Source organism: Pseudomonas citronellolis (assembly GCF_001586155.1).
Taxonomy (GTDB): domain Bacteria; phylum Pseudomonadota; class Gammaproteobacteria; order Pseudomonadales; family Pseudomonadaceae; genus Pseudomonas; species Pseudomonas citronellolis.
This window is the reverse complement of sequence record NZ_CP014158.1, coordinates 6,634,298-6,659,209: the sequence shown is the minus strand read 5'-3', so window position 1 is coordinate 6,659,209 and position 24,912 is coordinate 6,634,298. Positions and strand designations below refer to the sequence as shown.

Here is a 24,912-nt window from a genome sequence, read left to right as displayed (position 1 = left end):
GCCCCGCTTGTCGAGGCGCTTGTCGCCGGCGTTACAATAGCGCATGAACCCGCATGCCGATTCCTCCCCCCTGCAAAACGCCGTCGACGACCTGGCCGAACGCGGCTGGTCGCTGCAACGCGACTTCCTGCCCGCGGACCTGATCGCCGCGCTGGCCGCGGAGTGCCGCAACCGCGCCGCCGCTGGCGAGCTGGCCTCGGCCTCGGTGGGGCGCGGCGCCGGCCAGGCGGTGCGCGAGGGCATCCGCGGCGACCGCATCCAGTGGCTGGAGCCGGGGCAGGCCGAGGCCTGCGATCGCTACCTGGGGCTGATGGACGAACTGCGCGTGGCGCTCAACCGCGCGCTGTTCCTCGGCCTGGAAGACTTCGAGTGCCACTTCGCCCTGTACCCGCCGGGCGCCTTCTACCAGAAACACCTCGACCGCTTCCGCGACGATGACCGCCGCTGCGTGTCGGCGGTGCTCTACCTCAACGACGATTGGCTACCCGAGCACGCCGGCGAACTGCGCTTGTATTTCGCCGACGGCAGCCACGACGACGTGCCGCCGCTGGGCGGCAGCCTGGTGCTGTTCCTCTCCGGCGAGTTCCCCCACGAGGTGCTGCCGGCCCACCGCGAACGCCTGTCGCTGACCGGCTGGTTCCGCCGCCGCAGCGACGCCCCGCTCTAGGGCTCAGTGGCCCCAGACGCGGATGGTGCCGCTGATGTCCTGGATGTCGCGCACCTCCAGGCTGCCCAGGCGGCTTTCACCGACGTAGAGGTCGCCGGCCACGCGCACGCGGATGGTCTGCGCCGGCAGGCCGCCGTCATTGAGCTGCTTGTTGATGGTGGTCAGGTCCGGCAGGGTCAGCGCCAACTGCTGCTGGCCGTTGCTGCCCTGGACCACGTCGACCTGCAGGGTCGGCAGCTCGACGCCGAAGAACGGCAGGCTCAGGCCCAGCTGCGCCGCGCCCAGGGGCAGCGCGCCGCCGCGGCCGTCCGGGCAGACCGCGGCGCTGGTGCAGCCGTTGTCGATCTTCAGGTTGCGCAGCGAGACGCTGCCGCCGTCGTCGACCCAGGCGGCCTTGCCGATGCTGGCCATGACGTCGGCGCGGATGCTCAGGCCCTCCTGGCCGCTGATGCGGCCGAGGTTTTCGTTGTCCAGCGGTTCGAGCGCGGCCTGGCTGGCGCCGGCGGCGCACAGCAGCAGGCCGCCGAGCAGGTGCGGCAGGCTGAGAGGCTTGAGCATGGTGGCGGTTCCCTCGCGGTGGGCGACATGGCGAGGCAGTCTGCGCGCGATGCGCCCGGCCCGCCATGCCGGCGCGGCAGTTCCAGCCGAAGGATGGGCCCGACCATCGGCGGGTGGCCGCCATCGGTTGCCAGGTGACCGGGTCCGATGTGCGGGCTAGTCTGTTGCGATCGAAAAGGGAGTGTTTCGCCCATGCAGAAGATTCTCGTCAGCCGCTGCCTGCTGGGCCACCGGGTGCGCTACGACGGTGGCAGCCACGGCCCCTTCGACCTGCTGGAACGCTGGCAGGCCCAGGGCCGGGTGGTCGCGCTGTGCCCGGAAGTGGCCGGCGGCCTGCCCACGCCGCGCGCGCCGGCGGAGATTCCCGGCGGCCGCGGCGCCCTGGTGCTGGAAGGCCAGGCGCCGGTGGTGACGGTGGACGGCGTGGACGTCACCGGCGCCTTCGTCCGCGGCGCCGAACAGGCCATGGCGCTGGTCGACCGCCATGGCATCCGCCTGGCCATTCTCAAGGCGCGCAGCCCCTCCTGCGGCAACCGCGAGAACTACGACGGCAGCTTCTCCGGCCTGCGCGTGCCCGGCGAGGGCGTCACCGCGGCGGCGCTCAAGCGCATGGGCGTGCTGGTGTTCAGCGAGGAGGAGCTGGACGCCGCGGCGGTCTGCCTGGCCGGCCTGGAAGCCGGCGGCTGAGTGGGTTGTGATAGCCTGCGAGGCTCGGCGTAGAGCCTTCCGACAGCCCTTGTAGCACTCTTTCCCTTGAGCCGTCGGCGTGGCGACCTATGCTGAAGAGTCCCGCCGGAGGTTCGCTGCAGCGTGCCGGGCCTCCCCATCCCGCTCATAAGGAGAACTCCATGAAGCTCACGTTGCCTTGCCTGGGCCTTGCTGGCCTGCTGCTCGCCGCCTCCACCGCCGCGCTGGCGGCCGGCATGCCGCGTACCCCGGCGCCCGAGGGGGCCAAGGTGTATTTCATCGAACCGCAGGACGGCGCCACCGTCGGCCAGACCTTCACCGTCAAGTTCGGCCTGGAAGGCATGGGCGTGGCCCCGGCCGGCGTCGACTCGCCCAGCACCGGGCACCACCACCTGCTGGTGGACCTCAAGGAGCAGCCGGCCATGGACATGCCGCTGCCGATGACCGACAACATCCGCCACTTCGGCAAGGGCCAGACGGAAACCAAGATCACCCTGCCGCCGGGCAAGCACACCCTGCAGCTGCTGCTGGGCGACAAGAACCACGTGCCCTTCGAGCCGAACGTGGAATCCAAGCAGATCACCGTCAACGTGAAGTGATGGTTGGCTCTAGGGCCGGCGAGATCGGGCTGATATGCCCGTAGGAGCGGATTTATCCGCGATGCTCTTGAGCGGCGGAGAACCTCTCGCGGACGGAGTCCGGCAATGCACCACGTAGAATGGGTTGAGCGAAGCGATACCCATCACCGTCCCGCATGGGTTTCGCAAGCTCAACCCATCCTACGAAAAGCGCCTTGGCATAGCCTGCAAGGCCATTGCTCCTGCCGCAGAAACGAAAAAAGGAGGCCGAAGCCTAATGCCAGTCAGTTAAGGCTGACACATTGACCTTTAGTCTGCAGGCCGCAAAATCCGATGCTTGGAAACGAGCATCGGATTTTTTATGCGCCTGTCACAAGCCCTGTCCCTCACTCACGAAATGGCATCGCGGCCTCATGCGCTGGAGGGGCTGGGAGCTTTGCTCGATCCAGACATCGTGAAACAGGCTTTCGAGACTGCAGGTGTCTCGACCATTCGCAAGCGTCGTCTTCCGCTTGAAAGCCTGGTGTGGTGCATCATCGGCATGGCGTTGTTCCGCCGGATGTCGGCTTGGGATGTCGTGAACCACATGGACATCATGCTACCGGGCAAGCGGCCGCTGGTGGCGCCCAGCGCTGTTGTGCAAGGGCGGCAGCGGCTGGGTAGCGAAGCTGTACGCGAAGTCTTTACGCTGACCCAGCAGCGATGGCACGAAGAAACCAAACATCCGCAGTGGTTGGGATTGACGCTGCTTGGCGTGGACGGCGTTGTCTGGATACGCCTGATACCGCAGAAAATCGTGCGTGCTACGGCAGCGCGACCAACCAGCATGGTGACGGCAGCTTTCCTCAAGTTCGGATGGTCTGTCAGATGGAGCTGACCAGCCATCTACTGATAAGCAGCACTTTCGAGGGCTATCACAGTAGCGAAATGAAGCTGGCAGAACAGCTGATCGCCACCACGCCGAATCATTCGTTGACCCTGTTCGACAAAGGTTTCTACTCGTTGGGCTTGCTGCATCACTGGCAATCGCACGGCGAGCATCGACACTGGCTGATCCCTTTGAAAAAGGGCACTCAGTATGAGGTAGAGCACAAGCTTGGGCGCAATGATGCCCAGGTCGTTCTGCGTACATCGCCTCAGGCTCGCAAACAATGGCCAGACTTGCCGTTGGAAATTCGAGCGAGGTTGCTGAGCAAAACGATCAAAGGAAAGGTGGTGAGCGTCTTGACCTCAATGACCGATCCGCTGCGTTTCCCTGGCGATGAGATCGTCGATCTTTACAGTCAGCGCTGGGAAATCGAACTGGGCTATCGGGAGATCAAGCAAGGACTTTTGGGCGGCGAATACACCCTGAGAAGCAAGACTCCGGAGATGATTGCGCAAGAACTGTGGGGCGTGCTGCTGGGCTACAACCTGTTACGTTATCAGATGGTACAGATGTCGAGGCAGTGCCCGGGGGTATACCCATGCGAAATGAGTTTTACCGCCTGCAGTTGGGCAATCCTGGGCTTGCTGCATGGCACGTCGCTGAACCATCCCGGTAACTTGCCAGGATTTCTGGCAGATTTGCAGGCCTCAGCGGCGCAGTATGTCCTACCTCATCGGCGACCTGATCGCTGGTTCCCGAGAACGGTGAAGCAGCGACCAGCAAAATATTCGACACGAAAATGAAAATGCCAGTCAGCTTAACTGACTGGCATTAGGCCGAAGCCTCCTTTTTTCTTGCCGCCGAGCGGTCCTTAGAACAGGACGCGGCTGCGGATGGTGCCGTTGACGTGCTGCAGCTTCTCCAGCGCCAGGTCCGAGTACTCGGCGTCGACGTCGATCACCACGTAGCCGACCTTCTCGTTGGTTTGCAGGTACTGGCCGGAGATGTTGATGCCGTTGTCGGCGAACACCTTGTTGATCTCGCTCATCACGCCCGGGATGTTGGCGTGGATGTGCAGCAGGCGGTGCTTGCCCGGGTGCGACGGCAGGGCCACTTCGGGGAAGTTGACCGAGGACACCGAGGTGCCGTTGTCGCTGTACTTGACCAGCTTCTCGGCCACTTCCAGGCCGATGTTGGCCTGGGCCTCGGCGGTGGAGCCGCCGATGTGCGGGGTCAGGATCACGCGGTCCAGGCCACGCAGCGGGCTTTCGAACTCTTCGTCGTTGGACTTGGGCTCGACCGGGAACACGTCGATGGCGGCGCCGATCAGGTGCTCGTCCTTGATGGCGTTGGCCAGGTGGTCCAGCTCGACCACGGTGCCGCGGGCGGCGTTGATCAGGATGCCGCCCTTCTTCATGGCGCGGATTTCCTTCTCGCCGATCATCCACTGGGTGGACGGCAGCTCCGGCACGTGCAGCGAGACGATGTCGCACAGGCCCAGCAGCTCGTGCAGCGAGCCGATCTGCTGCGAGTTGCCCAGCGGCAGCTTGGTCACCACGTCGTAGAAGAACACCTGCATGCCCAGGGCTTCGGCCAGGACCGAGAGCTGGGTGCCGATGGAGCCGTAGCCGACGATGCCCAGCTTCTTGCCGCGGATCTCGAAGGAGTTGGCCGCCGACTTGATCCAGCCGCCGCGGTGGCAGGAGGCGTTTTTCTCCGGGATGCCGCGCAGCAGCAGGATGGCTTCGGCCAGCACCAGCTCGGCCACCGAGCGGGTGTTGGAGTAGGGCGCGTTGAACACCGCGATGCCGCGTTCGCGGGCGGCGTTCAGGTTGACCTGGTTGGTGCCGATGCAGAAGCAGCCCACCGCGATCAGCTTCTTGGCGCAGTCGAAGACTTCCTCGGTGAGCTGGGTGCGGGAGCGAATGCCGATGAAGTGGGCGTCGGCGATCTTTTCCTTCAGCTCGTCGCCGGACAGCGCGGTCTTGAGGTACTCGATGTTGGTGTAGCCGGCGGCCTTGAGGGTATCAACGGCATTCTGGTGCACGCCTTCCAGGAGAAGGAATTTGATCTTGCTCTTGTCGAGAGAAGTCTTGCTCATCTGCTTGAACCTGTAGTCCCGGGATAATGGCTAGAAAATGAACAGCTCTGGCCGAACCGGCCGGTGCCGCAGCTCGGCGCCAGGTGGCGAACTGCGTGGGGTGCGTATGCTAGCATGTTCTCCCTTTTCCTTGTCCGGTTGCGACCTGAGCTGTTCTCAGGACGACCATGAACCATTTGAGAGTTCCCTCGATGACCCGCGAAGCCCTGATCGAATCGCTCAAGCCCCTGCTGGAGCCCGGCAAGCTGCTGACCGATGCCGATTCCCTGGATGCCTATGGCAAGGACTGGACCAAGCACTTCGCCCCGGCGCCGCTGGCCATCGCCTTCCCCAAGAGCATCGAGCAGGTGCAGGCCGTGGTGCGCTGGGCCAACGAGCACAAGGTCGGCCTGGTGCCTTCGGGCGGGCGTACCGGGCTCTCCGCCGCCGCCGTCGCCGCCAACGGCGAGGTGGTGGTGTCGTTCGACTACATGAACAGGATCCTCGACTTCAACGCCTTCGACCGCACCGTGGTGTGCCAGCCGGGCGTGGTGACCAAGCAACTGCAGCTGTTCGCCGAGGAGCAGGGCCTGTACTACCCGGTGGACTTCGCTTCCTCCGGCTCCAGCCAGATCGGCGGCAACATCGGCACCAATGCCGGCGGGATCAAGGTGATTCGCTACGGCATGACGCGCAACTGGGTGGCCGGCATGAAGGTGGTCACCGGCAAGGGCGACCTGCTGGAGCTGAACAAGGACCTGATCAAGAACGCCACCGGCTACGACCTGCGCCAGCTGTTCATCGGCGCCGAAGGCACCCTGGGCTTCGTGGTCGAGGCCACCATGCGCCTGGAGCGCACGCCGAAGAACCTCACCGCGATGGTCCTCGGCACCCCCGACTTCGACTCGATCATGCCGGTGCTGCACGCTTTCCAGAGCAAGCTCGACCTGACCGCCTTCGAATTCTTCTCCGACAAGGCCCTGGCCAAGGTCCTGGCCCGCGGCGACGTGCCGCCGGCCTTCGAGACCGACTGCCCGTTCTATGCCCTGCTGGAGTTCGAGGCCAGCACCGAGGAAGTGGCCAACGAGGCCCTGGCCACCTTCGAGCACTGCGTCGAGCAGGGCTGGGTGCTGGACGGCGTGATGAGCCAGAGCGAGCAGCAGCTGCAGAACCTGTGGAAGCTGCGCGAGTACATCTCCGAGACCATCTCGCACTGGACGCCGTACAAGAACGACATCTCGGTCACCGTCAGCAAGGTCCCGGCCTTCCTCAAGGACATCGACGCCATCGTCGAAGCCAACTACCCGGACTTCGAAGTGGTCTGGTTCGGCCACATCGGCGACGGCAACCTGCACCTGAACATCTTGAAGCCCGAGAACCTGTCCAAGGACGAGTTCTTCGCCAAGTGCGCCACGGTCAACAAGTGGGTGTTCGAGACCGTGCAGAAGTACAACGGCTCCATCTCCGCCGAGCACGGCGTGGGCATGACCAAGCGCGACTACCTGGGTTACTCTCGCTCCGAAGCCGAGATCGGCTACATGAAGGCGGTCAAGGCGGTGTTCGATCCCAACGGGATCATGAACCCCGGCAAGATCTTCGCCGAGTAAGCCAGTCATCCCAGAAGGGCCGGTTCACCGGCCCTTCTCGTGTTCGGGGCCGACGGAACGGCCGGCAGCGCCCGCGGGAGGCGGGCACCGCGCAGCGCCACGAGCGCCGCGGGGCATCCCATTCATCCGTCCAGGAGTCGGTCATGAGTTACCAGCATCAGTACGTCGACGGCACCCGCATCCACTTCCCGCTGGGCAAGGTGGTCTGCGTCGGGCGCAACTACGCCGAGCACGCCAGGGAGCTGAACAACCCGGTGCCCACCGAGCCGCTGCTGTTCATCAAGCCCGGTTCCTGCACCGTGCCGGCCGAGGGCGGCTTCGCCATCCCCGAGGGCCGTGGCGACGTGCACTACGAAGCGGAGATCGCCGTGCTGATCGGCAAGCCGCTGTCGCGCACGCCCAGCCGCGAGGAAGTGCTGGACGCCATTTCCGGCTACGCCCCGGCGCTGGACCTGACCCTGCGCGACGTGCAGGCCAAGCTCAAGGAAAAGGGCCTGCCCTGGGAACTGGCCAAGTCCTTCGACGGCGCCTTCGTGCTGGCGCCCTTCGTCAGCGCCGACCGCTTCCCCGACCCGGCCGACATCGGCATCCGCCTGAGCATCGACGGCGAAGTGCGCCAGGACGGCAACAGCCGCGACATGCTCAACCCGATCGTGCCGCTGATCCAGCACATCGCCGGGCACTTCTCGCTGCAGCCGGGCGACGTGGTCTCCACCGGTACGCCGGTGGGCGTGGGCCCGCTCAAGCGCGGCAGCGAGCTGGTGCTGGAACTTCCCGGCGCCAGCCGGTTCGAAAGCCGCGTCCTCTGAGCCGTACCCCGCCAAAGGCCGCCATTCGTGCGGCCTTTGCGTTCTGCGGGGCGTTCCCACCCAGACAACAAGAACTCCCCGATGACCCAGGTCCGATCCTCTCGTCTTCTGCGCTGGCTGCTGCTGGCCTTGCTCTTCGCCGCCGTGGTGCTGGTGGTCCTGACCAAGCTGTTCCACTGGGACGACCGCGCCCGCCTGTGGTGGCAGGAAGAGAACACCAGCGAGCAGGCGCGCGCCGACAGCGTCTGGCTGCCCGGCTACCGCGCGGTGATCCAGGGCAAGCCGCTCAAGGGCGGGCTGGAAGGCCAGGAAACCTCCGACCTGGCCTACAACCCGGTGACCCGCACGCTGTTCACCGTGACCGGCAAGAAGCCGCTGCTCGGCGAGCTGTCGCTGGACGGCGAGGTGCTGCGGGTGATCCCGCTGCTGGGCCTGGAGAACCCCGAAGGCGTGGCGGTGCTGCCCAACGGCAACGTCGCGGTGACCGACGAGCGGCAGAACTCCCTGACCATCTTCCACCTCGACCCGCAGACCCATGAGCTGAGCACCGCCAAGCTGGCCAGCTTCGACCTGGGCAACCTCGGCGAAAAGAGCAACAAGGGCTTCGAGGGCATCGCCTGGGACCCGGCGCAGAAACGCCTGCTGCTGGGCCGCGAGCGCGACCCCATGACCCTCTTCAGCTGGACCAGCGACGGCAGCCCGGGGCTGACCGGCAGCATGCGGCCGCTGCCCAGCGAGCAGCTGTACATGCGCAACGTCTCGGCGCTCAGCGTCGACCCGCGCACCGGCCATACCCTGGTGCTGTCGGCGGAGTCGCACCTGCTGCTGGAGCTGGACGAGAAAGGCGAGCCGGTCAGCTTCATCAGCCTGCTCGGCGGGCTTAACGGCCTGCACGACAAGATCCCGCGCGCCGAGGGCGTGGCCATCGACGAGCAGGGCACCATCTACATGGTCAGCGAGCCTGAGCTGTTCTACGTGTTCCGCAAGCTCAAGGACGACGACAAGGGCGGTTAAGCCTGGATTAAGGGCGGATTCAGGCTGGTTTCAGCCTGTTCGGCTAATCTGATTTCAACGAAAACAGCCAGGAGGCTACTTCATGAAATCCATCCGTCTTCCCCTGATCGCCGCCATCGCCCTGTTCTCCGGCGCCACCTTCGCCGCCGGCTACACCGGCCCGGGCAGCAATGCCGCCAAGCCCGCGGCGACCGGCCCGGTGAACACCGTGAAAGCCGCCCAGGCCGCCGCCGACGACACCCCGGCGGTGCTGGAAGGCGTGATCACCAAGCGCCTGCACGGCGAGCACTACGAGTTCAAGGACGCCACCGGCAGCATGCAGGTGGAGATCGACCACGAGGACTGGCCGCAGGGCGTGGATGTCTCCGACAAGACCAAGGTGCGCCTGACCGGCGAGGTCGACCATGACCGCAAGGGCGTGGAGATCGATGTGGATCGCGTGGACGTCCTGCAGTAACGGGATGCATATGAAAAGGCCGCGCCGGGAGCGATCCTGGCGCGGCCTTTTTGCATTCGGCTTTTCGTAGGAGCGAGCTTGCTCGCGAACGGTGCTTGCTCGGGACTTCGGGTGTTGGGCTGTAGAGCGCCCTCTCCCTAACCCTCGGCTGCGCGCCCCGCCCTGAAGGGAGAGGGGACCGTTGGGCAGGGTTGGGTGTTCTGGAGTCAGCCGGCAGCGCCGTTGGTTTCCGACTGGAACCATTCCCTCTCTCGGCACGGACAAGCCCCCTCTCCCTTCAGGGAGAGGGGGCCGTTGGGCAGGGTTGGGTGTTCTGGAGTCAACCGGCAGCGCCATTGGTTTCCGACTGGAACCATTCCTTCTCTCGGCACGGACAAGCCCCCTCTCCCTTCAGGGAGAGGGCTGGGGAGAGGGAGCGGAGTCAACCCCGTGCGCCAGAGCCACCGGGAGACGCGGTTCGCGAGCAAGCTCACTCCTACAGGGAATGACCATCAACCAACACTCTCAAACCCCTGCAACACATTCACCGCATTGACCCCGATCTCCTCCACCGCATACCCCCCCTCCATGACGAACAAGGTCGGCAGCCCCAGCTTGCCGATGGCCTCGCCCATGCGCAGGTAATCCGGCGAGTCCAGCTTGAACTGCGAAATCGGGTCTTCCTTGAAGGTATCCACCCCCAGCGAAACCACCAGCACATCCGGTCCATAGGCCGCGATCTGGCGGATCGCCGCCTGCAGCGCCAGGCTCCACACCGACCAGTCGCTGCCCGAGGCCAGCGGGTAGTTGAAGTTGAAGCCTTCGCCCACGCCCCGGCCCTTTTCGTCGGCGTAGCCGAGGAAGTAGGGGTACTCGAAGCGCGGATCGCCGTGGATCGAGGTGAAGAGCACGTCGGCGCGGTCGTAGAAGATGTCCTGGGTGCCGTTGCCGTGGTGGTAGTCGACGTCGAGGATGGCCACCCGCGCCGCGCCCTGGTCGAGGATGGCCTGGGTGGCGATGGCGGCGTTGTTGAAGAAGCAGTAGCCGCCCATGTAGTCGGCCGAGGCGTGGTGGCCCGGCGGGCGGCACAGGCTGAACACCGAGCGGGCGCCCTTGGCCAGTTCGGCCTGGCCGGTCAGGGCCACGTTCGCCGAGCTGGTGATGGCCTGCCAGGTGCCGGCGGTGATCGGCGCGCCGGCGTCGAAACTGTAGTAGCCCAGGCGCCCGTCGATGCTGTCGGGCTCCTTCTGCAGCAGGCGGCGGGTCGGCCAGGCGATGGGCAGCATGTCGTGGGTTCTGCCGGTGGCCAGCCAGTCGCGCCAGGCGTGCTGGAGGAAGTTGACGAACCCCTCGGTGTGGATGCGCCGGATCGGCTCCAGGCCGAAGTCGCGCGGGGCCTGGATCTCGCCCAGGCCCACCGCCTTGACGCGGTCCAGGACCATGTCGGCGCGGCTGGGCTTCTCGAAGCAGGGGGTGAACTGGCCGCCGATCAGCTCATGCTGGCCGTGGTGCAAGCGATGGTCGTCGGTGTAGATCGTCAACATCATGCACTCCTGGGGGCGCCCGGCGGCGCCCGGTGGGTCCGTGGGGTATCAGGCGTTTTCCTCGAAATTCACGCTCGGCGCCTTGCGGCGGAAGCCGCCGGTGTGCAGCGCCAGGTAGACGAAGCCGACGGCGAACCAGCTCAGGCCGACGATCAGCGTCAGCTGCGACAGGCTGGTCCACAACCAGAGCGTCAGGCACAGGCCGATGAAGGGCACCAGGCCGTAGCGCAGCAGATCGGCCGGCGCGCGGCGGCCTTCGACGCCCAGGTAGGTGCGGATCACCGCCAGGTTGACCACCGAGAAGGCCACCAGGGCGCCGAAGCTGATCATCGAGGCCAGGGTGGTCAGGTCCAGCACCAGGGCCAGCAGGGAGATGGCCGAGACCACCAGGATCGCCACCACCGGAGTCTGGAAGCGCGCGTGCAGGGTGCCGAACAGGCTGCGCGGGAGGATGCCGTCGCGGCCCATGGTGAACAGGATGCGCGATACCGAGGCCTGGGAGGCCAGCGCCGAGCCGATGCAGCCGGCGATGTAGGCGGCGGTGAAGAAGTTGCCGAGGAACTGGCCGCCGGCCTTGAGCATCACCTCGTTGGCCGCCGAGTCGGCGTTCTCGAACACGCTGCCGGGGAACACCAGCTGGCTGATGATCGCCAGCAGGGTGAACATCAGGCCGGCCAGCACCGTGGTGATGATGATCGCCCGCGGGATGTCGCGGCGCGCGTCACGGGTTTCCTCGGCCATGGTGGAGACCGCGTCGAAGCCCAGGAATGACAGGCACAGCACTGCGGCGCCGGCCATCAGCGGGGCGAAGCCGGGCTTGCTGCCGTCGCCGACGAAGGGCGCGGCCAGGTCCAGGGCCGGGGCGCCGGCCAGGCTCTTCAGCGACATGCCGACGAACACCACGATGAACACCAGCTGGGCGCCGACGATGGCGTTGCTCATGCCGGCCACCTGGCTGATGCCCACCACGTTGAGCACGGTGACCAGGGCGATGGAGGCGACCACGAAGACCCAGGCGGGAATCTCCGGGAAGGCGATGTTCATGAACAGGCCGATGAGCAGGTAGTTGATCATCGGCAGGAACAGGTAGTCGAGCAGCAGCGACCAGCCGGACAGGAAGCCCACCGCCGGGCCGAAGCTCAGGCTGGTGTAGGAATAGGCGGAGCCGGCGATCGGGTACTTGCGCACCATGAAGCTGTAGGAGGCGGCGGTGAACAGCATCGCCAGCAGGGTGATCAGGTAGGCGCTGGCGGTGCGTCCGCCGGTCATCTCGGTGACCACGCCGTAGGTGGTGAACATGGTCAGCGGGACCATGTAGACCAGGCCGAAGAAGACCAGGGCGGGCAGCCCCAGGATGCGTTTGAGGCGGGCGTCCGCCTGGGCTTGGGGGGCGTTGCCGGTGCTGGCGCTCATGCGGGCGCCTTGTTCGATGGCCATCGATGTTTCCTCGCGAATTCTTGTCGTTGTTGCGCTGGCGCGGGGCGCCGCTGGCGGCCGCGCGAAGGGAGCGGGACGGTCAGCCGCAGCGCTGCCGGCGAGCGGAACGGGCGAGGAAGGGGTGGGCGCGGTGACGGCCGCGAACCGGGGTGGAGCAAGGGCTGGTCATGAGCGTTCTCGGGGCATTGTTCTTGTGGATGCTCGCTGGCGGCGCTCCCTGGATACCGGCGCGGCGCGTGCTGCGCCGGTGATCGCGGCCCTGGCGGCCATTCCCTGGGCGAGTACCCGGACTTTAGGCCCCCGCGCCGCCCCGCAGAACCCTGTAAAGGGTCAAAAAGGGATCGAAGTGGCCAAATTGACTGTCAGGCCCGGCGACGGGCGCCCGTCCCGCCGCCGGACCGGCCGGTCATTTCTTCAGCACCGGGCGGTCATTTCTTCAGCTTGGTCCAGACCTTGGCGCGCAACGACAGGGACTTCGGCGAACACAGCTGGAAGGGCTTCAGGCGGTCGATCTTGTCTTCGGGGGTGTTGATCGCCGGGTCGTCGAACAGTTCCTTGTCCATGAACTTCTCGGAGCCGGTGATGGCGTTGTTGTACTTGGCGAAGTTGGAGGCGGCGGCGATGTTCTCCGGCTGCATCATCCAGTTGAGGAAGACGTGGGCTTCCTTGATGTTGGTGGCGTCCTTGGGAATGGCCAGGTTATCGATGAACAGGCGCACGCCTTCCTTCGGATAGACGTAGACCAGGCTGGCGCGCTGGGCGTGGGCGCGGTGGTAGGCGCCGTTCCACTGCTGGTGCATGTACACCTCACCGGCGGCCATGCGCTCGATGGTGCCGTCGCTGTTGTACATGGCCAGCAGCGGCTTCTGCTTGAGCAGCAGGTCGAGGACCTTCTCGGCCTGTTTTGGGTCCTCGGTGCATTCGTCGACGCCGAGGTAGTAGGTGGCCGGGGCCCACAGCTCCTCGATGGAGTTGAGCGCCACCACCTTGCCCTTGAACGCCTCCGGCGGCTCGAAGAACGGCTTCCAGCTCTCGTCGAACTTGCCGCCCGGGGCCTTGGCGCTGTCGTAGCTGTAGCCGGTGCTGCCCCACAGGTAGGGCACGGTGTAGTCGTGGCCGGGGTCGTAGCTGAGGGTCTTGAACTTGTCCTTGAGGTTGGCCAGGTTCGGCAGCTGCGACTTGTCCAGCTTCTGCAGCAGGCCCTCCTTGACGAAGATTTCGATGAAGCTGTCCGAGGGCACCACCACGTCGTAGGCGCCGCCGCCGGCCTTGAGCTTGGCCAGCAGGGTCTCGTTGCTGTCGTAGGAGTCGAGGGTGGCGTGGATGCCGGTGTCCTTCTCGAACTTCTTCAGCAGCTCCGGCGGGAAGTAGTCCGACCAGTTGGCGAAGTGCAGGGTGCCGTCGGCGTGGGCCTGGCTGGCCAGGGTCAGGCCCGCCAGGGCGGCGGCCTTGAGGGCCAGGGGAAGGCGGCGGATGGTCATCGGTGAAGCTCCTGTGCGAATGGTTTTTATCGGGAGGCAGTCAACGCCGGCGCTGGCCGACGTAGTACGACAACGCAACGAACGCGATGGAAATCAGCAGGATGATCGACGAGATCGCGTTGATCTTCGGCGATATCCCCATTCTTATGGAACTGAAGATGTACACCGGCAGGGTGGTGGCCCCGGCGCCGGCGACGAAGTAGGTGATGACGAAGTCGTCCATCGAGATGATGAACGCCAGCATCGCCCCGGAGAGGATGCCGGGCATCAGCAGCGGGCAGGTCACCTTCCAGAAGGCCTTCCACGGCGAGGCGTAGAGGTCCGCCGCGGCTTCCGCCAGGCGCGGGTCCATGCCCTCCAGGCGGGCGCGGATCGGCAGGTAGGCGAAGGGGATGCAGAACACCACGTGGGCGATGAGGATGGTGAACAGCGACAGCTTCAGGCCGATGAAGGCGAAGAACATCAGCGTGGCCACCGCCACCACTATCTCCGGCACCAGCAGCGGCAGGCCGAGCACGCCGTTCATCAGGCTCTGTCCGCGGAAGGCGCGGCCGCGCATGCCCAGCGCCGCCAGGGTGGCCAGCAGGGTGGCGAAGACCGTGGCCAGGCTGGCGACTATCAGCGAGTTCTTCGCCGCGCGGACGATCTCCGGGTCGTTGGCCACCACCGCGTACCACTTGAAGCTGAAGCTTTCCCAGAGCGTTGCCGACTGGCCGCTGTTGAAGCTCAGCACCACCAGCACCAGGATCGGCACGTAGAGGAAGGCGAAGAACAGCCAGGCGGCCGGGCGCACGCCGGCGAAGCGCCACAGCGGGTTCAGCGAATTCATGGGTGACCTCCGGCGGCGCCCTGCCTGAAGCGCATGCTGTAGACCAGCATGGCGGCGAGGACGAAGGCGAGCAGGGCGAAGGACAGCGCCGCGCCGAACGGCCAGTTGTGCGCCGTGCCGAACTGCAGCTGGATCAGGTTGCCGATCATCAGCGACTTACCGCCGCCGAGCAGCTCGGGAATGATGTAGTTGCCCAGCGAGGGGATGAACACCAGGATGCAGCCGGCGACGATGCCGGGCATCGCCAGCGGGATGATGATCCGCTTGAGCGCCTTCCAGCGGTTGGCGCCGAGGTCGAAGGCGGCTTCCACCAGGCGCCAGTCCATCTTCTCCAGGCTGGTGTAGATGGGCAGCACCATGAACGGCAGGTAGGTGTAGAGCAGGCCGATGATCACCGCGTTGTCGGTGTACAGCAGGCCGATGGCGGCCTCGCTGAAGCCCAGCTTGTGCAGGCCCTCGTCGATCAGCCCGCCGTTGCGCAGCAGCAGGATCCAGGCGTAAACGCGCACCAGCAGGTTGGTCCAGAACGGCACCGTGACCAGGAACAGCAGCATGTTGCGCCGGCGCTCGTCCTGCAGCGCCAGGTACAGCGCGGTGGGGAAGCCGATCAGCAGGCAGCCGGCGGTGGTCAGGATGGACAGCCAGAAGGAGCGCTGGAAGATGCCCAGGTAGTCGGTGTTGAACACCAAGGTGTCGTCCAGGTCGCGCTCCCAGAGGAAGTTGATGTATGCCTCCAGGGTGTGCTGGCCCCATTTCACGCCGCCGTAATCGCCGGGCGCCTGGACCGACACGGCGAACATGATGCCCAGCGGCAGCACCAGGAACACCAGCAGCACCAGCATCGCCGGGGTGGTCAGCGCCAGCCGGGCGCGCAGGCTCTTGCGCTCGGCTTGCAGGCGCAGCGTGCTCATTCGGCCAGCACCCGGATGGCGTCGCCGGGCACCCGCACGCGCACCCGCGCGCCGGGCTGGTGCGCGCCCACCGCGCCCTGGCGGTTCTGCTGGCGCACGCGGAAGCCGGGGGCGCCTGCGACCTTCAGGTGGTAGACGGTGTCGGTGCCGACGTAGACCACGGTTTCCACCACGCCTTCCAATTCGCCGTCCTGGGCCAGCTCGGTACGTTCCGGGCGGATCGCCAGGGTCACCTTGCCCGGCAGCGTGGTGGCGGCGGCCAGGCGCTGTCCATCGGCGAGGACCACGCCGTCGCCGTTGGCCTCGGCTTCGAGGAAGTTGGTCTCGCCGATGAAGTCGGCCACCCAGCGGTTGGCCGGGGCGTCGTAGATTTCGGTGGGGGTGCCGATCTGCAGGACCTGGCCCTTGTTCATCACCGCGATGCGGTCGGACATGGTCAGGGCTTCTTCCTGGTCGTGGGTGACGAAGATGAAGGTGATGCCGGTCTCGTGCTGCAGGCGCTTGAGTTCGATCTGCATTTCCTTGCGCAGCTTCAGGTCCAGCGCCGAGAGCGACTCGTCCAGCAGCAGCACCTTGGGCCGGCTGGCCAGCGCGCGGGCCAGGGCGATGCGCTGCTGCTGGCCGCCGGAGAGCTGGTCGGCGCGGCGCGAGCCGACGTCGGGCAGGCGCACCAGGTCGAGCATGGCCTTCACCGTGGCTTCGGTCTCGGCCTTGGGCTTGCCCTGCATCTCCAGGCCGAAGGCGATGTTCTGCGCCACGGTCATGTGCGGGAACAGCGCGTAGCTCTGGAACACGGTGTTGACCGGGCGGCGGAAGGGCGGGAGGCCCTGCATGGGCTCGCCATAGAGGCGGATGCTGCCGGAGGTGGGTTGTTCGAAGCCGGCGATGAGCCGCAGGAGGGTGGTCTTGCCGCAGCCCGAGGGGCCGAGGAGGGTGAAGAATTCGTTGGCGCGGATGTCCAGGGACACGTCGTCCAGGGCCTTGAGGCCTTGGCCGGGGGTACCGAATTCCATGCCGATTCGCTCGATGGCAATCGCGCTGGTCATGCTTCAATACCATGCAGTTAAGCAGTTGTTATTGTTTGCGGTTTTACGGCTCTGGCGGCCGCTTCACCTAGCTGCGGCTTGATAATGGCCCTCCTTTTCGCAGCGGCAGAACGATAGAACAGGCCAATAAGGGATAAATCAGGCCAAGTTGAGGGGCCGTTTTCACCAGCCTGGCCGGCTCTTCGCAGGAGCGGGCTTGCTCGCGATAGCCGGAGGTTCCGGCGCGTTTCGCGGATGGGATCCGCTCCTACGATGCGCCCACCGTCGACCCCTCCTGTAGGAGGCCCTGCCTGCGATTTCGCGCGCAGGGCGCGCTCCTACAAGGAGCACGGGTGTTGAGGATGGTGTAGGGATCTCATCCGCGATCCGGCCGCCAGGCCGGCTTGGGCTCAACCGCGATACAGGCTCGGGCTCGCTCCGCTCCAACGCTGGAAGGCGTGGCGGAAGCTGGCGGTCTCGCTGTAGCCGAGCCGTTCGGCGATCAGGTAGATGGGCAGGTCGGTGTCCTTGAGCAGTTGCCGGGCCTTGTCGTAGCGCACTTCGTCCAGCACCTGCTGGTAGCTGGTGTTGTGCTGCTGCAGGTGCCGGCGCAGGGTGCGGCTGGAGCGGTGCAGGTGGCGCGCCACCTCGTCCAGGCCGCGGGCTTCCTGCAGGTGGTTGGCGAGGTGGCGGCGGATCAGTTCGAGGATGTCGTCGCGCCCGCTCATGGCCGCGCTCAGGCGCTGGCATTGCTGCAGGCCGTTGTGGCAGCTGACCGGGTCGGCCAGCGGCAGCGCGCGGTCGAGCAGCGCCGGGCCCAGGCACAGGGCGCTGGTGGCGGCGCCGAACTCCACCGGGCAGCCCAGGCGTTCGGTATAGGTGCTGGCATGCAGCGGCGGGCGGTAGGCCAGCAGCAGGCGCCGCGGGCGCACCGACTCGCCGAGCAGGTCGCGCACCACGGTGAGCAGCGAGGTCAGGCACAGCTCGGTGTTGAACACCGTCAGCTCCGGCGCGTAGCGGTAGCCCTCGGCGCTCAGCCAGACCTCGTCGCCGTGGTCCTGCAGGGCCAGGCGGAAGTAGGTGCCGAGCAGGTCGGGATGGGCCAGGGCCAGTTGCAGGGCGTCGCGCAGGGTGCGGCTGGCCAGCATGCTGTAGCCGAGCATGCCGTAGGCCGAAACGTGCATGCGCAGGCCCAGGTAGAGGCCCAGGGCCGGGTCCTGGTAGCAGCTCAGGGCATTGGCGAACACCCGCAGTTCCTGGGCGTGGCTGACGAATTTCTCCGGCGTCAGCAGGTCCGCCTCGGCGATGCCGCTGCCCTCCAGCAGCCGGCCGCGGGGGATGCCGGCCTGGCTCAGCACCTCGGTGGCCAGCACCACGGTGTGCAGGGTGGTCAGGGTACGCTGCTCGGGAAGCTGGACGGCGCTCATCGGAACTCCTTGCGGGGGCGGCGAGAACACGGGATTACGCTAGCCTGACTTTAGCCTTGAGGAATTTTCCTGCACGGGGATTAAGCCTGGCTTCAGCGGCCTTGTGCTATTACGGCGTGCCCCCATCGACATGGACCTGCGATGTTCCGTTTCCTCACCTTGCGCCGCTGCCTGGCGGCGCTGCTGATCCTCCTGCTGCTCGCCCTGGCCTGGCTCGGCCAGCAGTTCCGCGTCTACGAGCGCGCCTGGTTCGCCGTGCGCGAATGGCACCATGCGGAAAACTGGCGCGAACGCTCGATCTGGCTGCCCGACTACCGCGTCGAGATCGAGGCGCAGCCCATCGAGGGCCTGGACGACGACGTCTCGGCGCTGACCTACGATCCCGAGCGGCGCAGCCTGTTCACCGTCACCAACCAGCCGGCGCAGATCGTCGAGCTGTCCCTGGACGGCAAGGTGCTGCGCAAGATCACCCTGCACGATTTCGGCGACACCGAGGCCATCGAATACATCGGCCCCGGCCTCTATGTGCTCAGCGACGAGCGCCGCCAGCGCCTGTTCAAGGTGCGCCTGGACGACAGCACCCGCGAGCTGGATGCCGAACAGGCGCAACAGCTGTCCCTGGGCCTGGGGCCGATGGGCAACAAGGGCTTCGAGGGGCTGGCCTACGACTCGGTCGGCCAGCGCCTGTTCGTCGCCAAGGAGCGCGACCCGGTGCGCATCTACGAGGTCCACGGCTTCCCCCACACGCAGCCCGACAAGCCCTTCGCCGTGCACGTGCTGGACGACCTCAAGCGCGACCGCCGGTTGTTCGTCCGCGACCTTTCCAGCCTGCAGTACGACGAGGGCAGCGGCCACCTGCTGGCGCTGTCGGACGAGTCGCGCCTGGTGCTGGAACTGGACGTCGATGGCGAGCCCATCAGCAGCCTGTCGCTGCTGCGCGGCATGCAGGGGCTCAAGCGCAGCGTGCCGCAGGCCGAGGGCCTGGCCATGGACGAGGCGGGCACGCTGTACCTGGTCAGCGAGCCCAACCTGTTCTACGTGTTCCGCAAGGCGCCGGGCGTGGAGTCGGAGTAACAAAAGGCTTACATTGTCGCCCCACCCGTTGTCCCGCCCCTGGAGCGACCTTGAACATCATCCGCGAAGCCCTGATCAACCGCCGCCTGAACAAGGCGCTGAGCGAACATGGCTGCCGCCTGGCCGGCGGGATCAAGTCGCTGCGCGACGGCGCGCGCCTGACCCTGGAGCCGGGGGTGAAGCTGGGCAAGGCGAAGATCTACTCGCGCGAGCTGGAGATAGGCGCGCACACCGATGCCGTCAGCGGCTGCGAGTTCCTCGACGTGGCGCGGATCGGCCGCTACTGCTCGATCGCCACCGGCGTGGTGATCGGCCAGGGGCGCCACTCCCATCCCGTCGACTGGCTGACCACGCACAACTTCCCGGTCAACCCCAAGCTGGTTCGCCGGCCCCTGGTGCGCGAAGCGCCGTGGCGGCCGGCCTCGCTCGGGCATGACGTGTGGATCGGCCGCGACGTGCTGATCCTCGACGGCGTTAACGTGGGCACCGGGGCCGTGATTGGCGCGCAATCCCTGGTGAATGCCGACGTGCCGCCCTACGCGATCGTGGCCGGGACGCCGGCGCGGGTGATCCGCTACCGCTTCCCGCCGGAAGTGATCGAGCGCCTGCTGGCCAGCCGCTGGTGGGAACTGCCGCTGGAAGTGCTGGGGGAGTTGCCGCTGGACGATCCCGAGGCCTGCCTGGCGCAGCTGGAGCGCCAGGCGCCGCCCGCCGCGCCACGGCCGCGGCGCCTGCGGATCGACTCCAAGCCCTGGGGCGTGGCGCTGCTGGCCGACTGAGGCGGCTCAGCTGTCGTCGCTGATCCCGGCGTCCGGCGCGTAGCGCTTCACCGAGGCGACGCCGTTCTCGGCGTTGGCCTTGCTGGCATACATCTGGCTCTGCCCGACCACCTGGCCATTGCTGGCCTTGAGCACGAAGTAGTGCTTGCCGTTGCTCGCTTCCTTCAGCTCGAAGGCGCCGTCGCGCTGCGAGTTCTTGCGCACCGACTCGATGCCTTCGATGGCCGAGGTCTTGGCCCGGTACAGCTCGCTGCTGAGCACGACCTCGCCGTTGCTGGCGTGCAGGGTGAAATGGAACTGGCCGTCGCTGGCCTTCTTCAGATGGTATTTTGCGGACATGGCGGCCTCCGGCGCGTTGCGCGAACAGCCTAAGCCTAGCCGTTGCCGGGCGCCCGTCCATGGGCGCGACGAGATCAGGCCTTGAGCGTCTTCACGCCCTCGGCGGTGCCGAGCAGCAGCAGGTCGGCCGGGCGCGCGGCGAACAGGCCCACGGTAACCACGCCGACGATGTTGTTGATCTTCTCTTCCAGGGCCACCGGGCTGTCGATGCGCAGGTTGTGCACGTCGAGGATGATGTTGCCGTTGTCGGTCAGCACGCCGTCGCGGTAGACCGGGTCGCCGCCCAGCTTGACCAGCTGGCGGGCCACGTGGCTGCGGGCCATGGGGATGACTTCCACCGGCAGCGGGAAGGCGCCGAGCAGGGGCACCAGCTTGCTCTGGTCGGCGATGCAGATGAACTGCTTGGCCACGGCCGCGACTATCTTCTCGCGGGTCAGCGCGGCGCCGCCGCCCTTGATCAGCTCCAGGCGCTCGTTGCTCTCGTCGGCGCCGTCGACGTAGAACTCCAGCTCGCTGACGCTGTTCAGGTCGTAGACCGGGATGCCGTGGCCCTTCAGGCGCTGCGCGGTGGCCTCGGAGCTGGCCACGGCGCCGTCGAACTCGGCCTTGTGCCTGGCCAGCAGGTCGATGAAGAAGTTGGCGGTGGAGCCGGTGCCGACGCCGACGATGCTCTTGCTGTCGAGGTGCGGGAGGATGTGGTCGACGGCGGCCTGGGCCACGGCCTGCTTGAGCTGGTCCTGGTTCATCTCTGGGTTCCGGCAAAGGGGGCTTGGGGCGCGGATTATAGCGGGGCCGCCGGGCGAATGTGGATTCGCCGCTCCCGGCGGCGGCCGACTGGAGTAGACTGCCGGCTTTGTGCCCCGTCCCTGCGAAGCCCGCCCCGATGCTCGAACAGTACGTCAAGAAGATCCTCACCTCGCGCGTCTACGACGTCGCCGAGGAAACGCCCCTGCAACCGGCCCGCCGCCTCTCCGAGCGCCTGGACAACCAGGTGCTGCTCAAGCGCGAGGACCTGCAGCCGGTGTTCTCCTTCAAGATCCGCGGCGCCTACAACAAGCTGGCGCAGCTGAGCCGCGAGGAACTGGCGCGCGGGGTGGTCACCGCCTCGGCCGGCAACCACGCCCAGGGCGTGGCCCTGGCGGCGAAGGAACTGGGGGTGAAGGCGACCATCGTCATGCCGCGTACCACGCCCGAGCTGAAGGTCCAGGGCGTGCGCGCCCGCGGCGGCAAGGCGGTGCTGCACGGCGACGCCTTCCCCGAGGCGCTGGCGTATTCGCTGAAACTGGTGGAAGAGAAGGGCTACGTCTACATCCATCCCTATGACGATCCGGACGTGATCGCCGGCCAGGGCACCGTGGCCATGGAGATCCTCCGCCAGCACCCGGGCCGCCTGGACGCCATCTTCGTGCCGGTGGGCGGCGGCGGGCTGATCGCCGGCATCGCCGCCTACGTGAAGTACCTGCGCCCGGAGGTGAAGGTCATCGGTGTCGAGCCGGACGACTCCAACTGCCTGCAGGCCGCCATGGCCGCCGGCGAGCGCGTGGTGCTGAGCCAGGTCGGGCTGTTCGCCGACGGCGTGGCGGTGGCGCAGATCGGCCAGCACACCTTCGACATCTGCAAGCGATACGTGGATGAGGTCATCACCGTCAGCACCGACGAAATCTGCGCGGCGATCAAGGACATCTACGACGACACCCGCTCCATCACCGAGCCCGCCGGCGCCCTGGCGGTGGCCGGGATCAAGAAGTACGTCGAGCGCGACGCCGCCCGCGGGCAGACCCTGGTGGCCATCGACTCCGGCGCCAACATCAACTTCGACCGCCTGCGCCACGTGGCCGAGCGCGCCGAGCTGGGCGAGAAGCGCGAAGCCATCATCGCCGTGACCATCCCCGAGCGCCCGGGCAGCTTCAAGGCCTTCTGCGAGGCCATCGGCAAGCGCCAGATCACCGAGTTCAACTACCGCTACAACACCGACAGCGAAGCGCACATCTTCGTCGGCGTGCAGACCCACCCGGACAGCGACCCGCGCGCGGTGCTGGTCGAGCAGCTGCGCGAGCAGGGCTTCCCGGTGCTGGACCTGACCGACAACGAACTGGCCAAGCTGCACATCCGCCACATGGTCGGCGGCCATTCGCCGCGGGTCAGCGACGAGCAGGTGTTCCGCTTCGAGTTCCCCGAGCGCCCCGGCGCGCTGTTCAACTTCCTCAACAAGCTCGGCGGGCGCTGGAACATCACCATGTTCCACTACCGCAACCACGGCGCCGCCGACGGCCGCGTGGTCGCCGGCCTGCAGGTGCCGGAGGAGGAGCGCCACCTGGTGGCGCAGGCGCTGGAGGAAATCGGCTATCCCTACTGGGACGAGACCGAGAACCCGGCCTACAGGCTATTCCTCGGCTGAGCCGAAGGGCCGCCGGGGAACGCCAGGGCAGCCTCCGCTGTCCCAGTGCGGTCCACCGGCCGGCAGCACTGCTAGGCTGATGGAACAGCCCGAATCGCGACAGGGACCGCCCGCATGGAAACCTACCAGACCCTCAAGATTCTCCACGGCGTCGCTGTGGCCGTGCCGCTGCTGGCCATCGCCGGCCTCGCCTGGTACGGCTGGCGCAGCTGGCGCGGCGGGGATGCCGGCGTGCTGGCCAAGGCGCTGCTGCGCATCGGCCTGGCGGCCTGGGTGCTGGTGGCCGGCAGCGTCGTCAGCCTGCCGCTGACCGGCTGGCAGATGGTCCACCGCGCCGGCTTCCCGCTGGGCCAGACCTGGCTGCTGGCCAGCGCCTGCCTGCTGATCCTGGTGGCGATCTTCTGGCTGCTGTTCACCAGCCGCCTGTGGCGCATCCGCGCCCTGGCGCTGAGCGCCCGCGACAGCGGCGAGCCGCTGGCCGAGCGCGTGGTGCGCGAGCTGCGCTTCGGCGCGGCGTTCTTCGCCCTGGCCCTGCTCAGCTGGCTGGCGATACTGGCGCTGATGCTGGCCAAGCCACTGTGAATCCGATGGCGATGGAGCGCCGATGAGTCCCTACCTGCTGCTCAAGACCCTGCACATCCTGACCGCCACCCTGCTGTTCGGCACCGGCCTGGGCTCGGCCTACTACGCCTGGCGGGCCTGGCGCAGCGGGCAGTTGCAGGTCATCGCCACGACCTTCCGCCACCTGGTCAGCGCCGACTGGCTGTTCATCGCCACCAGCGCCGTGTTCCAGCCGCTCAGCGGCCTGGGCCTGGCGTACTGGGCCGGCTGGCCGCTGGCCCAGGGCTGGCTGCTGTGGAGCCTGGGGCTGTACGTGTTCGCCGGGCTCTGCTGGCTGCCGGTGGTGTGGCTGCAGATTCGCGTGCGCGACCTGGCCGAGGCGGCGACGGCGGCGGGAACCGCTTTGCCGCCGCGGGCCTTCTTCTATATGCGCTGGTGGTTCGCCTTGGGCTGGCCGGCGTTCCTGGCCTTCCTGGCGATCTTCTGGCTGATGGTCAACAAGCCGCTGTGAGGCGCCTCAGTCGCGCAGGCTGAGCACCGGCCAGCCGCGCTCCTCGGCGGTGGCGCGCAGGACCTCGTCTGGGTCGACCGCCACCGGGTGGGCCACCACTTCCAGCAGCGGCAGGTCGTTGCGCGAGTCGCTGTAGAAGTAGCTGCCGTCCAGGCTCATGCCGGTTTCCTGCAGCCAGCGTTGCAGGCGGGTCACCTTGCCGCCCTGGAAGCAGGGCACGTCGAAGGTGCGGCCGGTGTAGAGGCCGTCGCGCATCTCGCACTCGGTGGCGATCAGCGTTTCCACGCCCAGGCGCTCGGCGATGGGGCCGGTGACGAAGCGGTTGGTGGCGGTGATGATCACCAGGCGGTCGCCGGCGGCGCGGTGCTCGGCCAGCAGGGCTTCGCCGCGGGGCAGGATGATCGGCTCGATGACCTCCTCCATGAACTGGCGATGCCAGGTGGCCAGCTGCTCCAGGCTGTTGCGGCCGAGGATCGCCTGGGTGAAGGCTTGGTAGGCGAACACGTCCAGGGTGCCGGCCTGGTAGTCGGCATAGAAGGCATCGTTGCGCGCCTGGTATTCGCCGGCGTCGACCAGGCCGCGCCGGCACAGCCACTCGCCCCAGCTGTGGTCGCTGTCGCCGGCCAGCAGAGTGTTGTCGAGGTCGAAAAGGGCCAGACGCGCCATGGTTCACCATTAATTGCGAAAGCGGAAAAGTCGCCTAGAGTAACGGCTTTTGCCGGCCCTGCCCATGCGCGCCAAGCCTCGCGTTGCCGCTGTCACAGGCTTTGTGGAACAATGCGGGCACACGCGTTTTCGAGGATGTACCGCCGTGATCGATCCCGATGGTTTTCGCCCCAATGTCGGCATCATCCTCTCCAACGAGGCCGGTCAGGTTCTGTGGGCTCGGCGTATCAACCAGGAGGCCTGGCAGTTCCCGCAGGGCGGCATCAACCCCCGGGAAACTCCTGAAGAGGCGCTGTTCCGCGAGTTGAACGAGGAAGTCGGCCTGGAGGAGCAGGATGTGCGCATTCTCGCCTGCACCCGCGGCTGGTTGCGCTATCGTCTGCCGCAGCGTCTGGTGCGCACCAACAGCCAGCCGCTGTGCATCGGCCAGAAACAGAAGTGGTTCCTGCTGCGCCTGACCGGCGACGAGAACCGGGTACGCATGGATGTGACCGGCAAGCCGGAATTCGATGGCTGGCGCTGGGTGAGTTACTGGTACCCCCTGGGGCAGGTGGTGACCTTCAAGCGCGAGGTCTACCGGCGCGCCCTGAAGGAACTGGCGCCGCGCCTTCTGGCGCGGGACTGAA

The 24,912-nt window shown here is 66.7% G+C and carries 25 protein-coding genes and 1 pseudogene; 14 read left to right on the top strand and 12 right to left on the bottom strand.

The window, feature by feature from the left end; translation table 11 throughout:
• Positions 1-43: 43 nt before the first annotated feature.
• Complete coding sequence (locus tag PcP3B5_RS29030; protein WP_043317448.1) at positions 44-667, top strand: 2OG-Fe(II) oxygenase; 624 nt, start codon at positions 44-46, stop codon at positions 665-667.
• A gap of 3 nt (positions 668-670) precedes the next feature.
• Here the strand turns inward: PcP3B5_RS29030 and PcP3B5_RS29025 are convergent, their stop codons facing one another.
• Positions 671-1,225 carry a DUF6160 family protein gene (locus PcP3B5_RS29025; RefSeq protein WP_061563071.1) on the bottom strand — a complete coding sequence of 185 codons (555 nt, stop codon included), beginning with the start codon at positions 1,223-1,225 and terminating at the stop codon, positions 671-673.
• A 192-nt stretch (positions 1,226-1,417) separates the two neighbouring features.
• Between PcP3B5_RS29025 and PcP3B5_RS29020 the strand changes: the two genes are divergently transcribed.
• The 3 genes and pseudogenes from PcP3B5_RS29020 (at position 1,418) to PcP3B5_RS29010 (ending at position 4,161) form a co-directional block, all read left to right on the top strand.
• Positions 1,418-1,912: a 2-thiouracil desulfurase family protein gene (locus PcP3B5_RS29020; RefSeq protein WP_043268238.1), complete on the top strand. Its 495-nt coding sequence runs from the start codon at positions 1,418-1,420 to the stop codon at positions 1,910-1,912.
• Between the two features lie 161 nt (positions 1,913-2,073).
• Positions 2,074-2,511, top strand: a complete 438-nt coding sequence (locus PcP3B5_RS29015; RefSeq protein ID WP_043317450.1) for a DUF4399 domain-containing protein — start codon at positions 2,074-2,076, stop codon at positions 2,509-2,511.
• A 340-nt stretch (positions 2,512-2,851) separates the two neighbouring features.
• Positions 2,852-4,161: pseudogene (locus tag PcP3B5_RS29010) on the top strand (IS4 family transposase).
• Positions 4,162-4,229: 68 nt separating this feature from the next.
• Here the strand turns inward: PcP3B5_RS29010 and serA are convergent.
• Positions 4,230-5,459, bottom strand: a complete 1,230-nt coding sequence (serA, locus tag PcP3B5_RS29005; protein WP_061563070.1) for a phosphoglycerate dehydrogenase — start codon at positions 5,457-5,459, stop codon at positions 4,230-4,232.
• Positions 5,460-5,650: 191 nt separating this feature from the next.
• Between serA and PcP3B5_RS29000 the strand changes: the two genes are divergently transcribed.
• From PcP3B5_RS29000 to PcP3B5_RS28985, 4 genes are all read left to right on the top strand, one after another.
• Positions 5,651-7,045 carry an FAD-binding oxidoreductase gene (locus PcP3B5_RS29000; RefSeq protein ID WP_024128084.1) on the top strand — a complete coding sequence of 465 codons (1,395 nt, stop codon included), beginning with the start codon at positions 5,651-5,653 and terminating at the stop codon, positions 7,043-7,045.
• A gap of 143 nt (positions 7,046-7,188) precedes the next feature.
• Complete coding sequence (locus tag PcP3B5_RS28995) at positions 7,189-7,854, top strand: fumarylacetoacetate hydrolase family protein (protein WP_043317452.1); 666 nt, start codon at positions 7,189-7,191, stop codon at positions 7,852-7,854.
• 81 nt (positions 7,855-7,935) lie between these two features.
• A complete protein-coding gene (locus tag PcP3B5_RS28990) occupies positions 7,936-8,868 on the top strand; it encodes an SdiA-regulated domain-containing protein (RefSeq protein WP_009613956.1) in 933 nt (310 codons plus the stop codon).
• Between the two features lie 82 nt (positions 8,869-8,950).
• Positions 8,951-9,325, top strand: a complete 375-nt coding sequence (locus tag PcP3B5_RS28985; RefSeq protein ID WP_058070847.1) for a NirD/YgiW/YdeI family stress tolerance protein — start codon at positions 8,951-8,953, stop codon at positions 9,323-9,325.
• Between the two features lie 491 nt (positions 9,326-9,816).
• On the opposite strand, the gene PcP3B5_RS28980 is transcribed toward PcP3B5_RS28985, so the two are convergent.
• The 7 genes from PcP3B5_RS28980 to PcP3B5_RS28950 all read right to left on the bottom strand — a co-directional run bounded on the left by PcP3B5_RS28980 (position 9,817) and on the right by PcP3B5_RS28950 (position 17,958).
• Positions 9,817-10,848 carry a histone deacetylase family protein gene (locus PcP3B5_RS28980; RefSeq protein WP_043268250.1) on the bottom strand — a complete coding sequence of 344 codons (1,032 nt, stop codon included), beginning with the start codon at positions 10,846-10,848 and terminating at the stop codon, positions 9,817-9,819.
• Positions 10,849-10,896: 48 nt separating this feature from the next.
• Positions 10,897-12,261 (bottom strand): APC family permease, encoded by a 1,365-nt coding sequence (locus PcP3B5_RS28975; RefSeq protein ID WP_051878658.1) that lies wholly within the window; start codon positions 12,259-12,261, stop codon positions 10,897-10,899.
• Between the two features lie 452 nt (positions 12,262-12,713).
• Positions 12,714-13,766, bottom strand: coding sequence for an ABC transporter substrate-binding protein (locus PcP3B5_RS28970; protein ID WP_058070845.1), 1,053 nt, complete (start codon positions 13,764-13,766; stop codon positions 12,714-12,716).
• A gap of 40 nt (positions 13,767-13,806) precedes the next feature.
• Positions 13,807-14,595, bottom strand: coding sequence for an ABC transporter permease (locus PcP3B5_RS28965; RefSeq protein WP_009613945.1), 789 nt, complete (start codon positions 14,593-14,595; stop codon positions 13,807-13,809).
• Positions 14,592-15,506 (bottom strand): ABC transporter permease, encoded by a 915-nt coding sequence (locus tag PcP3B5_RS28960; RefSeq protein ID WP_061563069.1) that lies wholly within the window; start codon positions 15,504-15,506, stop codon positions 14,592-14,594. Before PcP3B5_RS28960 ends, PcP3B5_RS28965 begins: the two co-directional genes overlap by 4 nt.
• Positions 15,503-16,552: an ABC transporter ATP-binding protein gene (locus PcP3B5_RS28955; protein WP_061563068.1), complete on the bottom strand. Its 1,050-nt coding sequence runs from the start codon at positions 16,550-16,552 to the stop codon at positions 15,503-15,505. The genes PcP3B5_RS28960 and PcP3B5_RS28955 overlap by 4 nt, the downstream gene beginning before the upstream one ends.
• 389 nt (positions 16,553-16,941) lie before the next feature.
• Positions 16,942-17,958, bottom strand: a complete 1,017-nt coding sequence (locus PcP3B5_RS28950; protein WP_043268257.1) for an AraC family transcriptional regulator — start codon at positions 17,956-17,958, stop codon at positions 16,942-16,944.
• A gap of 141 nt (positions 17,959-18,099) precedes the next feature.
• On the opposite strand from PcP3B5_RS28950, the gene PcP3B5_RS28945 reads away from it, so the two are divergent.
• On the top strand, positions 18,100-19,032 hold the full coding sequence (locus tag PcP3B5_RS28945; protein ID WP_061563067.1) for an SdiA-regulated domain-containing protein: 933 nt from the start codon (positions 18,100-18,102) through the stop codon (positions 19,030-19,032).
• Positions 19,033-19,082: 50 nt separating this feature from the next.
• Positions 19,083-19,811 carry a CatB-related O-acetyltransferase gene (locus tag PcP3B5_RS28940; RefSeq protein ID WP_061563066.1) on the top strand — a complete coding sequence of 243 codons (729 nt, stop codon included), beginning with the start codon at positions 19,083-19,085 and terminating at the stop codon, positions 19,809-19,811.
• 6 nt (positions 19,812-19,817) lie between these two features.
• Here PcP3B5_RS28940 and PcP3B5_RS28935 read toward each other — a convergent pair whose 3' ends face one another.
• Positions 19,818-20,150, bottom strand: coding sequence for a YegP family protein (locus PcP3B5_RS28935; protein ID WP_058070840.1), 333 nt, complete (start codon positions 20,148-20,150; stop codon positions 19,818-19,820).
• Positions 20,151-20,224: 74 nt separating this feature from the next.
• Positions 20,225-20,896 (bottom strand): ribose-5-phosphate isomerase RpiA, encoded by a 672-nt coding sequence (gene rpiA, locus PcP3B5_RS28930; RefSeq protein WP_061563065.1) that lies wholly within the window; start codon positions 20,894-20,896, stop codon positions 20,225-20,227.
• 137 nt (positions 20,897-21,033) lie between these two features.
• Between rpiA and ilvA the strand changes: the two genes are divergently transcribed.
• The 3 genes from ilvA (at position 21,034) to PcP3B5_RS28915 (ending at position 23,620) form a co-directional block, all read left to right on the top strand.
• Positions 21,034-22,548 carry a threonine ammonia-lyase, biosynthetic gene (ilvA, locus tag PcP3B5_RS28925; RefSeq protein ID WP_061563064.1) on the top strand — a complete coding sequence of 505 codons (1,515 nt, stop codon included), beginning with the start codon at positions 21,034-21,036 and terminating at the stop codon, positions 22,546-22,548.
• A gap of 114 nt (positions 22,549-22,662) precedes the next feature.
• Positions 22,663-23,130 carry a DUF2269 domain-containing protein gene (locus PcP3B5_RS28920; RefSeq protein WP_058488078.1) on the top strand — a complete coding sequence of 156 codons (468 nt, stop codon included), beginning with the start codon at positions 22,663-22,665 and terminating at the stop codon, positions 23,128-23,130.
• Positions 23,131-23,152: 22 nt separating this feature from the next.
• Entirely contained in the window at positions 23,153-23,620 is a 468-nt protein-coding gene (locus PcP3B5_RS28915) for a DUF2269 family protein (RefSeq protein WP_009613931.1), read from the top strand.
• Between the two features lie 6 nt (positions 23,621-23,626).
• On the opposite strand, the gene PcP3B5_RS28910 is transcribed toward PcP3B5_RS28915, so the two are convergent.
• Positions 23,627-24,286, bottom strand: a complete 660-nt coding sequence (locus tag PcP3B5_RS28910) for a histidinol-phosphatase (protein WP_061563063.1) — start codon at positions 24,284-24,286, stop codon at positions 23,627-23,629.
• 145 nt (positions 24,287-24,431) lie between these two features.
• Here PcP3B5_RS28910 and PcP3B5_RS28905 point away from each other — a divergent pair, with 145 nt between their 5' ends.
• Positions 24,432-24,911 (top strand): RNA pyrophosphohydrolase, encoded by a 480-nt coding sequence (locus PcP3B5_RS28905; protein ID WP_061563062.1) that lies wholly within the window; start codon positions 24,432-24,434, stop codon positions 24,909-24,911.
• Position 24,912: the final 1 nt, after the last annotated feature.